This is a genomic window from Kitasatospora sp. NBC_00039 (genome assembly GCF_045160625.1).
Taxonomy (GTDB): Bacteria; Actinomycetota; Actinomycetes; order Streptomycetales; family Streptomycetaceae; genus Kitasatospora.
Window position 1 is genome coordinate 6,768,106 of the sequence record NZ_CP108289.1, and the last position, 13,954, is coordinate 6,782,059.

Consider the following 13,954-nt stretch of genomic DNA (forward strand, 5'->3'; position numbering starts at 1 on the left):
CATGCTCGGATCGGGAGTGGGCGTGGGCCCACCGAATTTGCGAAGACTGCAAAACTGGACGTGTGGACGCCGAACCGGCAGGAGCCGAACTCATGCAGACCGAACCCGCTCAGGCCGAGCCCGCTCACGCCGGCTCCGTGCAGACCGAACCCGTGCAGACCGAGCCCGCTCACGCCGAGCCCGCTCACGCCGGCTCGGGACAGACCGGGGTCGCGGAAACCGAACTCGCCGAGATCCTCGACGGCATCGGGCCGCGGCTGCGCGCCCTGCGCCGCGACCGCGGACTCACGCTGGAGGCGCTCGCGGCCGAGGTCGGGATCTCGGTGAGCACGCTGTCCCGCCTCGAATCCGGCAAGCGCCGCCCGACCCTCGAACTGCTCATCCCGCTGGCGCGCGTGCACCGCGTCGCGCTCGACCAGCTGGTGGCGGCGCCGGCCACCGGCGACCCCCGTGTCCATCTGAAGCCCCGCCGCAGGGAGCCCGGCAGCGTCCTGGTGCCCCTGACGCAGTACCCGGGACGCGTTCAGGTCTTCAAGCAGGTCCTCGCGCCCCGTGAACCGAAGCTCGTGACCCACCTCGGCTACGAATGGCTCTACGTGCTGGCCGGCGAACTCCGACTCGTCATCGGAGAACGCGAGTTCACCCTCCGCCCGGGCGAGGTGGCGGAGTTCGACACCGGCGAGCCGCACTGGTTCGGCCCGGCCGGCGCGAAGGCCGTCGAGATCCTGCACCTGTTCGGACCGCACGGCGACCAGGCCGTCGTCCGCACCGGGCCGTCCTCGGCACCCGCACACGCACACGCACACGCATCACCGTGAACTGTCGCCGGAGCGCGTCGGGCCGCAGACGGCGGTGACCACCAGGGCGAGAGTGGTCACCGCTGCCAACACCCCCCAGACCGGCGCGAATCCGTGCACCGAGTCCTTGAGCAGGCCGAGGGCGGGCGGCACCAGGACGACGGCGATCTGCGTCGCCGCCATGGCCAGGCCGAGGGCGAATCCCGTCCTCTCCGGCGGGGCCGACTCGGCCACGTAGGCGACCCACGGGCCGTACCAGCCGATGCCGAAGAACCCGAGCCAGGCGAACAACACGCAGGCCCCCACAGGCGACTGGCCCAGGGGTGTGATCAGCGCCGCCATCCCCGCCACCGCCGCGGCCATGCACGTCATCACCGGGGTGTAGCGCCCGGACCGACTGCGGTCGCTCCAGGCGGCCAGGCAGATGCGCCCGGCCGCACCCGCGCACTGGGTGACGACGAGGACCGCGGCCGCCGGGCCGGCTCCGAGCGACGTCACGTCATGGAGGTACAGCGCCGTCAGAACGCCGACGCCGCAGTGCACCGAGACCAGGGTCAGGCCGGACAGCACGGCCTTGACCAGGGCCGGTTCGCGCAAGATCCGTACCCGGTCGCCGAGTTGCGACGCGAGTGGGTCGCGCGGCTTCCTCCCGGGCAGGGCAGCCGGGGCAGCCGGGGCAGCCGGGGCAGCCGGGGTGTTCGGGGTGACCGGGTCGGCCGGGGTGACCGGGTCGGCCGGGGCGGCGGAGGAGCCCGGGGTGTCCGGGGCGTTCACGGTGGGCGGTTGTCGGTAGAAGCCCATGAAGACGACGGCCCCCAGCAGCGCGACGGCCCCGCCGGCCGCGAACGCCGCCCGCAGGCCGAACGCCTCGGCGAGGGTGGGCAGGACGGCAGCGGCGAGCGCCCCGGCCAGGGGGAGCCCCGCCTGGCGGATGCCCATCGCGAGGCCTCGCCGGGAGGGGTCGAACCAGGACGCGACCGACTTGCTCCCGCCGGGCTGTGCGGTGCTGTAGCCCGCGCCGACCACCAGCAGCACGAGGAGCAGGGCTCCGTAGCCCTGCACCAGGCTGCCCGCGGTCAGGCCCGCGGCGACCACGCCGGCGCCGATCCCGACGACCCAGCGCTCGTTGTAGCGGTCCAGCAGTTCCCCGGCCACCAGCAGGCCGACGAGCGGGACCAACTGGGCCGCCGAGAGCAGGAGTCCGAGCTGGGCGGTGCTCAGGTGCAGGTCGCGCCGGAGGAGGACGCCCATCGCGCCGATGCCCTGGACGAAGAAGCAGGACGCGGCCTGGGTGAAGGTGGCGATGCCGAGGACGACCCACCGGTACCGCCCGCTGCGTGGCGTGGCGGCATCAGGTGCGGCATCAGGTGCGGCAACGGTCGGCCCGGCAGTGGCGGGGGCGGCAACGGCTGGTGTGGCAAAGGTGGTTGTGGGGGCGGCGGGTGCGGTGGCGACGTCGCCGGCGGCGGGCGGGTTGCGGCCGGTCACGGGCGCCAGTACAGGGCCGGGTCGGGGTGGTCCACGAAGCCGAGTTCTCGGTACAGCGGTTCGCCCTCGTGGGAGGCGTAGAGGTCCACCCGGGCGACGTCCCGCTCGCGGAACCAGTCGAGCAGGCCTCGCATGATCGCGCGGCTGTGGCCGCGCCGCCGGTACGCGGGGGCGGTGACGACACCGATCACGAGCCCGGCCCGACCGTTGCGCAGGTGCGGTCCGGGCAGCCGCTGTTCGACCGATCCGATGCCGCAGGCGGCGAGGCCGTCACCCTCGTCGCCGTCCACCACGAGGATCCGCATGGTGCCTGCGGCGAGCTGCCGCTCCAGGACGTCGGCCAGCGCGTCCCGCCAACTGCCTTCCCCCGAGGACGGGTTGAAGTACTCGCCGCCGAGCTGCTCAAACAACAACGCGCGCAGGCGGACGAGTTCGGAGATGTCCTGCTCCACGGCCGGGCGTATCCGGGAGTGGCTCTCGAGGTGCCGGCTGGTTCCGTGACCGGTTCGGTGGCTGATGGGCTGACTGACGGTGTGACTGATGGGGTGACTCATGCCGACCAGAGTGCTGTCATGGTCTTATGCACCTCAACCCTTACGGCGAGGACGCCGTGAACCTGGCCGCCGACCTCGCCAACCGGCGCCCCACCACCGCCGAGGAGCTCGCCGAACGGTGCCGCGCGGCCGGGCTCGTGGTGGACGGCCCGGCCGCGCCGAACGACCTGGAGCGCACGGCGGCGGCGCTGGACACCTGGGAGAAGGTCGTCGACGCCGCCGACGAGCACGACCGCGCCGAGCTGCTCAACCGGATGCTGGCGGCCGCCTCCGACCACCCGAGGCTGACCGATCACTCCGGCGACGGCTGGCACCTGCACTACCGGGATGACCGGCAGTCGCTCGGCCGGCTGCTCTGCTCGCTGATCTCCGTCGGCACCGCGCTGCACCTGGTGGGACGGGGCATGCACCGCCTCGGCCGGTGCGCGGTCACCGAGTGCACCACGATCTTCGCCGACACCACCCGCACCGGGCGGCAACGCTACTGTTCCCACCGCTGCGCCAACCGGGACGCGGTCCGCCGCCACCGCGCGAGGCACGCGCGATGACGGCACACCGGCGCGGGCCGCGGCCCGGCGCCTCTCACGCCTCGGGGTCGCCGTCGCGGCGCGCCTCCCGCTCCGCCGCCTCGGCGACGCGCTTGATGGCGGCCAACCGCCGGTCCCAGTCGGTCGCCAGCGCCGCCATCCACCGCGCGGTCGCGTCCAGGGCAGCCGGGCGGACGGTGTACCGGACCTCGCGGCCGGCCCGGCCGCCGGTGACCAGGCCCGCAGCGTCCAGCACGGCGAGGTGTTTGACCACGGCCTGCCGTGAGACGGGGAGTTGATCGGCCAGGGTGGTCGCGCTGGCCTCCCCGTGGCCGGCGAGCAGGTCGAGCAGCCGGCGCCGGGTCGGGTCGGCCAGCGCGGCGAGCACGCTGTCGACGGGCTCCGCCTGTTCGGCCCGTCCTGCGGCGTCGGAGTGTTCGCCGGTCACACCGACGACTGTTCGACGCGCTTCTTGAAGGCGTCCAGCACCTGCGGCCAGCCGTCCGTGTTGTCCTTCAGGGCCTTGCTGCGCAGGTCCTCGGAGCCGGTCAGCGCCACGAACCCGCTCTCCACGACGTGCAGCCGGGTCTTGTCGCCCTCCTGCACCAGCGTGAACTCCACGAGGGTGCTGTTGTCCGCGCGCAGGTCCTCGCCGGGGAAGGCACTGGCCCAGCGGTAGGCCAGGTAGGTCGGCGGCTCGACCTTCTCCACCCGCACGGGGAAGTCGCCGTACTCGGCGTTCCTCGCCACCATCGACTCGCCTTCCTTCGCCACGGTGCCGGGCAGGCTCGCCTCGTCGGCGACCCAGAATCCGGGCTGGGCCACCAGCGGCCAGACCCGCTCCACCGGTGCTTCGATCAGGATGTCGCGCTCGATCCGGTCCTTGCTCATGAGGGGCTCCTCCGTTGCTGCCAGTAGGTGCAACTCCAGGGTTGCACATCGCCCCCGGCAGGTGCAACCGGTGAGTTGCATCAAGGGCCGGGGTTGTGGCGGAAAAGCGCTGTGGCCGGGAACGGCCCCGTGCTTACATGGGGCGCATGGTGTCGACCGACCGGTTGCTGGCATTCGCGGCCATGTCCTTCCTGCTGATCGTGATCCCCGGCCCCAGCGTGCTGTTCGTGATCGGGCGGGCCCTGGCGCAGGGGCGCCGGGCCGCGCTGACCACGGTCGTGGGGAACACGCTCGGTGCCTACGTGCTCGTCGTGGCCGTGGCGTTCGGGGTCGGGGCGGTGGTGGAGCGCTCGGTCCTCGTCTACACGGGGCTGAAGCTGGCCGGCGCCGCGTACCTGGTCCACCTCGGTGTCAAGGCGGTGCGGCATCGCGGTTCGCTGCAGGCAGTGTTCACCGGTGAGGGCCCCGCGCACGGCAGCCTGCGCACCCTGGGGGAGGGGTTCGCCGTCGGCGTGGCCAATCCCAAGACCATGGTGTTCTTCGCCGCCGTGCTCCCGCAGTTCGTGGACCGAGACCGGGGCCACGTCACGGTGCAGATGCTGCTGCTCGGCCTGATCTTCAACGTCATCGCCGTGGTCTCGGACAGCCTGTGGGGGCTGGTCGCGGCCACCACGCGGAGCTGGTTCGCCCGCTCGCCGCAGCGGCTCGCCCTGGTCGGCGGGGTCGGCGGGCTCACCATGATCGGCCTCGGGGTGACCGTCGCCGTGACGGGCCGTAAGGACTGACACCCGCACTTCTGTTGACGTACGTTCGGCGTGGTCAAGAGTTCGGGAGCGAGTCATGTCCCTCTTCGCCCCCGACTTCGACGAGACCGTCGTCGTGCGCGCCGCCGACGCCGAGCTGACGGGCGCGGGCGGCCCGGTGACCAACCAGCTGCTCGTCGACAGCCCGGCCACCGGCGGAGCGCTCTCCACCATGCGGGTCACCCTCGGCAAGGGTGCGAACGGCGCCCGTCCGCACCACCACGGCAAGTCCGCCGAGATGTTCCACGTCCTCGACGGCACCGCCCAACTGCTCTCCGGCGACCAGGTGGTCATCGCGGAGCGCGGCGACGTGGACCTCAGCCTCCGGCTGGTCTGGCGGGCCGACCAGGAGTCACTGTCCGGCCCGCGCGACGTCCTGTACGCGGCGGTGGCGGCCGTTCCGTCGGACGCGCGCTAGTCCCGGACGCTCCCCGCGTGCAGGGTCTCGGCCATGAGTGACGCGCCGTCGGTGACGAAGTCGCGGATCGAGGCCAGGTACTCGTCGCGGCCGACTCGCCCGTCCCCGTCGGCGTCCAGCGCGTCGAACGCCTTCGCGGCGCTGTCGGCGGGGTTGCCCAACGCCGCCCGCAGGCGCGTGAACTCGGCCCGGCCCAGGGCGCCGTCCGCGTCGGCGTCGGCGAGGTCGAACAGCGAGCCGAGCGCCTGCCGGCAGACCTCGTCGAACGCCCCGGCGCCCGCCCAGGCGGCGTACTCCTCGAAGGTCACCCGGCCGTCCCCGTCCGCGTCCATCGACGCGTACACCCGCTCGTGCGCCGCCCGGGCGGCCGCGACCAACGGATCGCCCTCGTCCCGGCCCAGTGCCGACGCCGCGCGCCCGGGTCGGGCGAGGTACTCCGGCCGGGAGATGACGCCGTCCCCGTCCACGTCCAGCATGGCGAAGATGTGGCTCTTGGCGGTGGTGGTGTCCATGCGTGCGCCTTTGGCGGGGGTGCGGAACGGGACCGACGCGTGATCCTTCGCCCTGACAAACGCCCGCCCCGGCCGGGGGTCACTGCCGGTCCGACCCGCCGACGGCCACGCCGCCCGGGCAGCCGAGGGGCGCGGCTCGCCCGTTCGCCCCGGATCAGCCGCCTTCCGGCGTGCAGCCGCAGGAGCGGCGGACCACCAGCCGGGTGGGGAACGTCCGCGCGCCCGCCGGGGCGGGCTCCTCGTCCGCGCGGGCCTGCAGCACCAGGTCGACGGCGGCGCGTGCCATCTCGTCCTGGGCGGCGGCCACGGTGGTGAGCGGTGGTCCGGCGATGACGGCCTCGGCGATGTCGTCGAAGGCGGCGACCGCGAGGTCCTCCGGGACGCGGATGCCCAGGTCGTCGGCGGCCCGCAGCAGGCCGATCGCCTGGTCGTCCGTCGCGCAGAAGACGGCCGAGGGGCGGTCGGGGCGACTCAGCAGCGCGCGCGCCCCGGCGTGCGCCCGGACGCGGTCGAACGGTGCCGGGGTCAGGTGCCCGTCGGCGGGCAGACCGGCCTCGGCGAGGGCGGCCGCCCACCCGGCGGTCCGGGCGGTCACCGGGTCGTTGTGGCTGAGCGCGAACGTGCCGCCGAAGCAGTGCACCCCGGCGTGGCCGTGCGCCAGCAGGTGGCGCACCACCTCCTGCGCCCCGCCCTCGTCGTCCGCGACGACGGCCACGCCGCTCTCGGTCTCCGCCCGGTGGTGCAGCAGCACCACGGGAGTGCCGTCGCCCGCGTCGACCCCGGACACCCCGGGCACGGCCGGGTCCTGCGTCACCAGGATCAGGCCGTCCACCTGCATCCCGAGGAACGCCCGGATGTAGTGGGCCTCGCGCTCGTCCGCGTAGTCCGAGTTCCCGATCAGCAACAGCCGGCCGCGCTCGGCCGCGGCCTGCTCGACCATGTGTGCGAGCCCAGCGAAGAACGGCTGCCGGGCGTCCGGGACGACCATGCCGATCAGGTTGGTCCGCCGCCGGGCCATGGCCTGCGCGACCCGGTTCGGCCGGTACCCGAGCTCCTCGACCACCGCCAGCACCCGCTCCCGGGTCGCCGCCGCCACGGGCCGCGGCCCGTTGTTGATCACATAACTGACAACTGCGGTAGACGTCCCCGCCGCCCTCGCCACATCGTCCCGCGTCACCCTCGCCATGTCCGCGAGCCTACACACCACCTCTGACCGTCCGGCCCGGCGTTTCCCGGCCGCGCGGCGGCCCTGCCCGCCGCGGTCAGTACAACTGGTCGGCCACGACGTCCGCCGACAGGTTGAGCGCCCGCTCCGCCGCCTCCCCCCTCCGCGCCAGCAGGGTGAGCGTCAGTGCGTCGACCGCCGTCAGGTGGGCGATGCGGCTGGCGGTGGTCTCCAGGCCGAAGACGAGGTCCTGGCCGCCGGCGACGAGGGTGTGGGTGGCCAGCTCGGTGAGGGGGGAGCGGGCGTAGCTGGTGAGGGCGATCACGGCCGCGCCGGCCTCACGGGCGCAGCGGGCGGTGTCGACCACCGTTTGCGTCGCGCCGGTGTGGCTGACGACCAGGCAGACCGCGGTGGGCGGCAGCTGGGCCGCGGCGAGCTGGGCGGTGAGCGGGTCGGCGGGGGCGTCGACCAGCAGGCCGAGGGCGCGCAGGCGGTAGGCGGCGTCGAGGGCGACCGCGCCGGAGAGGCCTGCGCCGACGAGCAGCACGTGGCGGGCGGCGTCCAGCGCCTCGGCCGCGGCCCGCAGGTCGTCCGCGCCGAGGGTGGTGGCCATCCCGTCGAGCGCCTCGCGGGCGGCCCGGACGGTGTCGGCGAGCGCCCGGGCGGCAGGGTCCCGCCGGTCGTCGGGGGAGGGCGTCGGGGCCGGGGCCTGCCGGACGGCCGCGATCTTCAGCTCCTGGTAGCCGCGGAACCCGAGCCGCTGGCAGGCTCGGACCACGGATGAGGACGCGGTGCCGGCCAGCTCGGCGACGTCGCTCACGCTCAGGCGCACCAGGTCGGCTCCCCGGTCCAGGACGACCTGGGCGACGCGGGCCTCGGTGCCTCGCAGCTCGCCGAGGTGGGCGCGGATGTGGGCGGCCAGCTGGGATTCCAGGGGAGAAAAATCGGAACGGTCTTCCATGGGCCTACTGTAGCGTGGAACTCGGTTCCAGACCTGGCTGGAGGGAGCTTTGCCATGCCCGAGATCGCGCTCGCGCTGCCGGGCGGTGGGTCGGCGGCGGCCGTGCCCGTCGCCGTCCTCGCCGCGGCGGTCCTGCACGCCGTCTGGAACGGGCTGGCGCACCGGATCCAGGACAAGCTGGTCGGCTTCGCCCTGATCAACCTCGCCTACACGGCCTGCGCGGTGGTCCTGGTCGCGCTCTGTCCGCTGCCGGCCGCCGAGTCCTGGCCGTTCCTCATCGCCTCGGTGGTGATGGAGGTGACGGCCCAGATCCTGCTTCTCCGGGCCTACCAGCTGGGGGACTTCGGGCAGATGTACCCGATCGCCCGCGGTTCGGCGCCGATGCTGGTGGCACTGCTCTCGGTGACGCTGCTCGGGCAGGGCCTTGGCGGCGGGCAGCTGCTCGGCGTCCTGGTGGTCTCCTCCGGCCTGATCGGGCTCGCCTTCGCCAAGGGGATACCCGGGCGGGCGCAGCTGCCCGCGCTCGGGGCGGCCGCCGGTACCGGCGTGATGATCGCCGCGTACACCGTGTTGGACGGCAGCGGCGTCCGGCATGCCGGGACGGTCGGCGGCTACGTCGCCTGGCTCTTCCTGCTGCAGGGGCCGAGCCTGGCCCTGATCGTCCGGCTCCGCCGCGGGCGGGGCCTGTTCACCGGGGTCAGCGGTTCGGTGGTGCGGGTCGGGCTCGCCGGCGGGGTGCTCTCGCTGACCGCCTACGGGCTGGTGGTCTGGGCGCAGTCCCGGGGCAACCTGGCGAGCATCGCCGCCCTGCGCGAGACGAGCATCGTCATCGCGGCGCTGATAGCCACGGTGGTCTTCCGCGAGCGCCTCGGCCGGCTGCGGATGACCGCCAGTGCCATCGTCCTGGCCGGCATCGCGGTCCTGGAGTTGGCCCACCCGTAGACCATGCCGCCCGTTTCGGCGGCGGGGGCTCCGGGGCCGTGGGGGCTGAGGGGCGCGGGGCTCCCGGGCTGTGCGCCGTGGGCGGCCGCGGTGGGGCCCGGCTTGCGGCCCGGTCTCGAGCCTGGCGGCGGGGCTCAGGGGACGGCGACCGTCAGGGTGGACTTGGTCACCCGGAAGCCGAGCGATTCGTACAGGCGCCGGGCGGGGTTGCCCTCGGTGACCGCCAGTCCCACCTCGGTGCGTCCGTGGCCGGCGAGGTTGCCCAGACAGCGGTGCAGCAGCTCGCGGCCGAGGCCCGGGTAACTGCGCTCCGGGTGGCGGAAGATCTTCGCGACCCACGGCACGCCGTCGAAGTCGGTCAGGACGAGGCCGCCCACGACCTCGTCCTCGTCGTCCACCACCAGGGAGCCGGTCGGCAGCAGCGGCCCGATGACCTCTCCGGAGAGGACGCGTCGCAGCTCCTCCCGAAGCTGCTCGTCACTGGTGGGCCGGTGGTCCGGGTGGCCCGGGCCGAAGGCGGTGCGGCACGCCGCCAGCATCGTCCCGGCGTCGCGATCGCACGGCACCGCGCGGAACCCGTCCCGCAGCGGGGTCCGCGCCCACGCGGCCCAGCCGACGGAAGGAGGATCACCGGTGAGGTCCCGGTGCATGCTGTGGCCGTGGCGGACCACGGCCGCCCCGCGGCCGCGTAGCCGCTCGCCGAACTCGACGGGACAGGTAACCATCCAGCCGGCCATGGAGGCCAGTACGAACTCCACCGGATCGGCGGCACTGACGGCAGCGCCGCCGGCCTGGCCCGGCGCCAAGGCCTCCAGCAGGCTGGCCCAGGGCCGCCCCTCCCGCTCACCGCGCAGGAACCGCACCACAGGAAGGCCGTCGATGTCGCGCCCGAACTCCCAGTCAGTTTCCTTCTCCGCCATGCCGTCCGTCCGATCTCCGAGGGCAGCCGTCCACCCGCCATGCTCGGCGATGGCCCGCCTCGGGATCAACCGGGTTGCTCGCCCGGGCCGTTACCGAGCGGGCCGAGGGAGCCGAAGCCGCGAACGGGAGCCGCGGTGGCGCAGCCGGGCTTCCGGCGGGCCCCGGAGGCGAAGGCTTCGTGCGGCAGCGCGGTGAGACCGTCGCGCGGGTACGGCTCCGGGGCGGTGTCCCGCATGGCGGGCGGGCTCCCGTCCGGGCGCAGGCCGGGGGCGTCGGCAGACGCGTCCTCGGCCGTACCCGCCCCCGGACTCGCGCCGGACTCCGCCCCGGGCCTCAACCGACCACCGCCGCCCGCACGCAGAGCACGTCCGGCAGGTGGGAGGTGAGCAGGGACCAGCTCTCGCCCTCGTCGGGGCTGCCGAAGACGTCGCCGTTGCGGTTGCCGAAGTAGATGCCGGCCGGCTCGGCGTCGTCGGTGCGAAGGGCGTCGCGCAGCACGACACCGTAGTGGTCCTCACCGGGGAGGCCCTTGCTGAGCGGGAGCCAGCTGTCGCCGCCGTTGTCGGTGCGGAAGACGCGGCAGCGGCGGTCCGGCGGGATCCGGTCGTCCGCGCCGCCGAGCGGGAAGAGGTAGGCGGTGTCGGCGCGGCGCGGGTGCGCGGCGACGGCGAAGCCGAAGTCGGCGGGCAGGCCGTCGGTGACGAACTGCCAGCTGGCACCCGCGTCGTCACTGCGGTAGACGCCGCCGTGGTTCTGCAGGTAGAGGCGGTCGAGGTTGACGGCGTCGCGGGCGATCTTGTGCACGCACTGGCCGAACTCGGGGTACTGGTTCTCCTCGGGGAGGAACTCCGCGCGCAGGCCGGTGTTGGACGGCTCCCAGCTTCCGCCGCCGTCCTTGCTGCGGTAGACACCGCCGCTGGAGACGGCGACGAGCAGGCGCCCGGCGTCGCGCGGGTCGGTGAGGACGGTGTGCAGGCCCTGGCCGCCGTAGCCGGCACCCCACTCCGAGCGCTGCGGGTGCGCCCAGAGCGACTCGACCAGGGCGAAGGTCTCGCCGCCGTCCTCGGAGCGGAACAGCGCGGCGGGCTCGGTGCCCGCATAGACGACCCCGGGCGCCTCGTCGCCGGCCGGCTGGAGCTGCCAGACCCGGGTGAGCGAGGCGCCGGTGTGCTCGGGGAAGCGGATGGCGGGCTTGGACGGCTCGGACCAGCTCGCGCCGAGGTCGTCCGAGCGCCAGACCGACGGGCCCCAGTGGCTGCTGTCGGCGCCGGCCAGCAGCCGGACGCTCCCCGCCCGGCGGTCGATCGAGACGGAGTAGATCGCGTTCATCGGGAAGTGCGGCCCGCTGAACTCCCAGTTCAGCCGGTCGCGACTGCGGCCGAGAAAGAGGCCCTTCTCGGTTCCGACAGCCAACAGCACCTCGGTCATGCCACACACCACCTGGTCGGTGAAACGGCCCCCCTCCGGGCACCCCCTCCATCGGCCAGTGTCCCGCTGTCCACCCGAGGGCACATCTCGCCGCGCCGGTGACGGCCCGGTGGCGGTGACGGGTCCCTGCCGGCGACCGCCGTGTTCCGGCGCCCGCTCTGCGCCGGTGACCGCCCTGTGCCGGCGACGGGTCCGTGCCGGTGACCGCCCTGCGCCGGTACCCGCCGCAGGCGGCGAGACGCCTTCCTCAGCCCCGGCACCCCTCCAGCAGCCGCAGCCAGACCTCGCTGATCGTGGGGTACGCGGGCACGGCGTGCCAGAGCCGGTCGATCGGCACCTCGCCGACCACCGCGACGGTGGCCGAGTGCAGCAGCTCCGCGACCCCGGGGCCGACGAAACAGGCGCCGACCAGCACCTCCCGGTCCAGGTCGAAGACGACCCGGGCCTTCCCCCGGTAATCGTCGCCGTACAGCGAGGCGCCGGCGACGGCGCCGAGGTCGTGGTCGACCGCCGTGACGCGAAGGCCCAGCCGCTCGGCGGCGTCCAGGGTGAGGCCCACGGCCGCCACCTCCGGCTCGGTGAAGACGACCTGCGGCGCACCGGCGCTGTCCGCGGACGCGGCGTGCGCGCCCCAGCGCGACGTGTCCAGTGGGCGCCCCTGGGCGCGCGCCACGATGGCGGCGCCCGCGATCCGCGCCTGGTACTTGCCCTGGTGGGTGAGCAGCGCACGGTGGTTGACGTCCCCGGCCGCGTACAGCCAGGCACCGCCCGAGCCGCCCGAGCCGCCCGAGCCGCCCGAGCCGCCCGAGCCGCCCGAGCCGCCCGAGCCGCCCGAGCCGCCCGAGCCGCCCGAGCCGCCCGAGCCGCCCGAGCCGCCCGAGCCGCCCGAGCCGCCCGAGGCGGCCACGCCGAGCACCGTGCAGCTGTCGTCCACGTCCAGCCAGGAGCCGGGCTTGAGGCCGACCTGCTCCAGGCCGACGTCCGCGGTTCGCGGCGCCCTGCCGGTGGCGTACAGCACCTCGTCGACGGTGAGCCGCTCGCCTTCCGCCAGCACCACAGTGACGTGAGAGCCGTCGGCCCCCGAGCCGTCCACCCGCTCCAGCGAGGCCACCGAGACCCCGAACCGCACGTCCACCCCGGCTGCCCGCAGACCCTCGGCGACCAGCTCGCCGGCGAACGGTTCCATCCGGGGCAGCAGCGCGTCGCCGCGGACCAGCAGCACCACCTCGGAGCCGAGTGCCCGCCACGCGGTGGCCATCTCCACGCCGACCACCCCGCCGCCGACCACCGCGAGCCGCCCGGGAACGGTGGGCGAACCGGTCGCCTCGCGGTTGGTCCAGGGGCGGGCCTCGGCCAGTCCGGGAACGGCCTGCGGCAGCACCGGCCGGCTGCCGGTGCAGACGGCGACGGCGTGCCGGGCGGTGAGCACCCGCTCGCTGCCGTCCTCGGCCTCGACGGTGACGGTCCGGACCCCGGCCAGCCGGCCGTGGCCGCGGACCAGCTCGATGCCGGTGTCGCGCAGCCACTTCACCTGGCCGTCGTCCTGCCAGTGCGAGGTGAACGAGTCACGCCGGGCCAGCACTGCGGCCGGGTCCAGCGCCCGGCCGCCGACGGCTTCGCGCGCTCCCGCCACCGCCCGGGCGCCGGCCAGCGCGGCCACCGGCCGCAGCAGCGCCTTGCTCGGCATGCACGCCCAGTACGAGCATTCGCCGCCCACCAGCTCGCTCTCCACGATCACCGTGCGCAGGCCGGCGGCGGCGGTGCGGTCGGCCACGTTCTCGCCGGTGGGTCCGGCGCCCACCACGATGACGTCGTACTCCTCGGGTGCGGCCGACGAGGAAGAAGAGGCGGAAGAAGTGGTCGTCACGCGTGGTCCTCCGTCGTGTCGATGGCCACCCCGGCGCGCAGGGCGAGGGTGACGGGTGTGCGTTCGCAGATGTCGAGCAGCCGGGTGCGCTGGGTGTCGTCGAGCGCGCCGCTGAGTGCGACCCGGCGCGTGATCCGGCCGTTGCGCCCGTCCGTCTCGTACCCGAGCCTGACCCGGACGGACTCCAACGGCCACTCCTTGCGCTCCGCGTACATCCGGAGGGTGATCGCGGTGCAGGAGCCGAGCGAGGCGAGCAGCAGGGCGAACGGCTCCGGCCCGCTGTCCGAACCGCCGCGCCGCACCGGCTCGTCGGAGGTCAGCGGGTGCGTGCCCGCCTTCACGTCCACATGGAACGGCGCGTCGGCTGAGGTTCCGGTCACCAGGGCGGTGGTGACCCGCCGGAACTCGGGGGCGGCGGCCTGCGCGTCGTCCTGCGTGGCGCCCGGCGCGGTACTCCCGTCCACGGCTGCACTGACGGTCGAACTGGTCGGGTTCTGGCTCATCGCGGGCTCGCCCTCGCTCTCGGTGGGTCGGCGCCGGGCGGGTGCCGACGCCGTGCCCATCCTGCGACGATTCGCCCGCTCGGCGCAGCCGAACACGCGGATGGTGCGCTCTCGGCACAGGCCCAGGGCCCCCGGAGACGAGCCGGGCCTGCGCCCCGGGGGCCGCCCCGGCCGGCC

The 13,954-nt window shown here is 74.5% G+C and carries 16 protein-coding genes and 1 pseudogene; 5 read left to right on the forward strand and 12 right to left on the reverse strand.

Annotated elements, in window-relative coordinates:
- Window positions 1-92 precede the first annotated feature (92 nt).
- Window positions 93-818, forward strand: coding sequence for a helix-turn-helix domain-containing protein (locus OG286_RS30120; protein ID WP_396319080.1), 726 nt, complete (start codon window positions 93-95; stop codon window positions 816-818).
- Here OG286_RS30120 and OG286_RS30125 read toward each other — a convergent pair.
- Both OG286_RS30125 and OG286_RS30130 read right to left on the reverse strand, forming a co-directional pair.
- A complete protein-coding gene (locus tag OG286_RS30125) occupies window positions 810-2,285 on the reverse strand; it encodes an MFS transporter (protein ID WP_405365903.1) in 1,476 nt (491 codons plus the stop codon). The two genes, OG286_RS30120 and OG286_RS30125, sit on opposite strands and share 9 nt — an antisense overlap.
- Window positions 2,282-2,737 (reverse strand): GNAT family N-acetyltransferase, encoded by a 456-nt coding sequence (locus OG286_RS30130; RefSeq protein ID WP_396319078.1) that lies wholly within the window; start codon window positions 2,735-2,737, stop codon window positions 2,282-2,284. Before OG286_RS30130 ends, OG286_RS30125 begins: the two co-directional genes overlap by 4 nt.
- A 128-nt stretch (window positions 2,738-2,865) precedes the next feature.
- Between OG286_RS30130 and OG286_RS30135 the strand changes: the two genes are divergently transcribed.
- Entirely contained in the window at window positions 2,866-3,387 is a 522-nt protein-coding gene (locus OG286_RS30135) for a CGNR zinc finger domain-containing protein (protein ID WP_396319077.1), read from the forward strand.
- Between the two features lie 34 nt (window positions 3,388-3,421).
- Here the strand turns inward: OG286_RS30135 and OG286_RS30140 are convergent, their stop codons facing one another.
- Complete coding sequence (locus OG286_RS30140; RefSeq protein WP_396319076.1) at window positions 3,422-3,814, reverse strand: ArsR/SmtB family transcription factor; 393 nt, start codon at window positions 3,812-3,814, stop codon at window positions 3,422-3,424.
- Window positions 3,811-4,257, reverse strand: a complete 447-nt coding sequence (locus tag OG286_RS30145) for an SRPBCC domain-containing protein (protein WP_396319075.1) — start codon at window positions 4,255-4,257, stop codon at window positions 3,811-3,813. Before OG286_RS30145 ends, OG286_RS30140 begins: the two co-directional genes overlap by 4 nt.
- A gap of 146 nt (window positions 4,258-4,403) precedes the next feature.
- On the opposite strand from OG286_RS30145, the gene OG286_RS30150 reads away from it, so the two are divergent.
- Together OG286_RS30150 and OG286_RS30155 are read left to right on the forward strand one after the other, a co-directional pair.
- On the forward strand, window positions 4,404-5,042 hold the full coding sequence (locus OG286_RS30150) for a LysE family translocator (protein WP_396319074.1): 639 nt from the start codon (window positions 4,404-4,406) through the stop codon (window positions 5,040-5,042).
- A 55-nt stretch (window positions 5,043-5,097) separates the two neighbouring features.
- Window positions 5,098-5,373: pseudogene (locus tag OG286_RS30155) on the forward strand (cupin domain-containing protein); the annotation flags it as partial.
- A gap of 101 nt (window positions 5,374-5,474) precedes the next feature.
- Here OG286_RS30155 and OG286_RS30160 read toward each other — a convergent pair.
- The 3 genes from OG286_RS30160 to OG286_RS30170 all read right to left on the reverse strand — a co-directional run bounded on the left by OG286_RS30160 (window position 5,475) and on the right by OG286_RS30170 (window position 8,116).
- Entirely contained in the window at window positions 5,475-5,990 is a 516-nt protein-coding gene (locus OG286_RS30160) for an EF-hand domain-containing protein (protein ID WP_405359396.1), read from the reverse strand.
- A gap of 154 nt (window positions 5,991-6,144) precedes the next feature.
- Complete coding sequence (locus OG286_RS30165) at window positions 6,145-7,176, reverse strand: LacI family DNA-binding transcriptional regulator (protein WP_396319072.1); 1,032 nt, start codon at window positions 7,174-7,176, stop codon at window positions 6,145-6,147.
- Between the two features lie 76 nt (window positions 7,177-7,252).
- A complete protein-coding gene (locus tag OG286_RS30170) occupies window positions 7,253-8,116 on the reverse strand; it encodes a MurR/RpiR family transcriptional regulator (protein ID WP_405359394.1) in 864 nt (287 codons plus the stop codon).
- 54 nt (window positions 8,117-8,170) lie between these two features.
- On the opposite strand from OG286_RS30170, the gene OG286_RS30175 reads away from it, so the two are divergent.
- Complete coding sequence (locus OG286_RS30175) at window positions 8,171-9,058, forward strand: EamA family transporter (protein ID WP_405359392.1); 888 nt, start codon at window positions 8,171-8,173, stop codon at window positions 9,056-9,058.
- A gap of 134 nt (window positions 9,059-9,192) precedes the next feature.
- Here OG286_RS30175 and OG286_RS30180 read toward each other — a convergent pair whose 3' ends face one another.
- The 5 genes from OG286_RS30180 to OG286_RS30200 all read right to left on the reverse strand — a co-directional run bounded on the left by OG286_RS30180 (window position 9,193) and on the right by OG286_RS30200 (window position 13,837).
- Window positions 9,193-9,978 (reverse strand): GNAT family N-acetyltransferase, encoded by a 786-nt coding sequence (locus OG286_RS30180; RefSeq protein ID WP_405359390.1) that lies wholly within the window; start codon window positions 9,976-9,978, stop codon window positions 9,193-9,195.
- A gap of 65 nt (window positions 9,979-10,043) precedes the next feature.
- Complete coding sequence (locus OG286_RS30185; protein ID WP_396319070.1) at window positions 10,044-10,214, reverse strand: hypothetical protein; 171 nt, start codon at window positions 10,212-10,214, stop codon at window positions 10,044-10,046.
- A gap of 98 nt (window positions 10,215-10,312) precedes the next feature.
- Window positions 10,313-11,407, reverse strand: coding sequence for a WD40/YVTN/BNR-like repeat-containing protein (locus tag OG286_RS30190; RefSeq protein ID WP_396319069.1), 1,095 nt, complete (start codon window positions 11,405-11,407; stop codon window positions 10,313-10,315).
- A 247-nt stretch (window positions 11,408-11,654) separates the two neighbouring features.
- A complete protein-coding gene (locus tag OG286_RS30195) occupies window positions 11,655-13,274 on the reverse strand; it encodes a dihydrolipoyl dehydrogenase family protein (RefSeq protein ID WP_405365904.1) in 1,620 nt (539 codons plus the stop codon).
- The gene (locus tag OG286_RS30200) at window positions 13,271-13,837 is read right to left on the reverse strand and encodes an OsmC family protein (protein ID WP_396319067.1); all 567 of its coding nucleotides are present in this window, start codon (window positions 13,835-13,837) and stop codon (window positions 13,271-13,273) included. Before OG286_RS30200 ends, OG286_RS30195 begins: the two co-directional genes overlap by 4 nt.
- Window positions 13,838-13,954 lie beyond the last annotated feature (117 nt).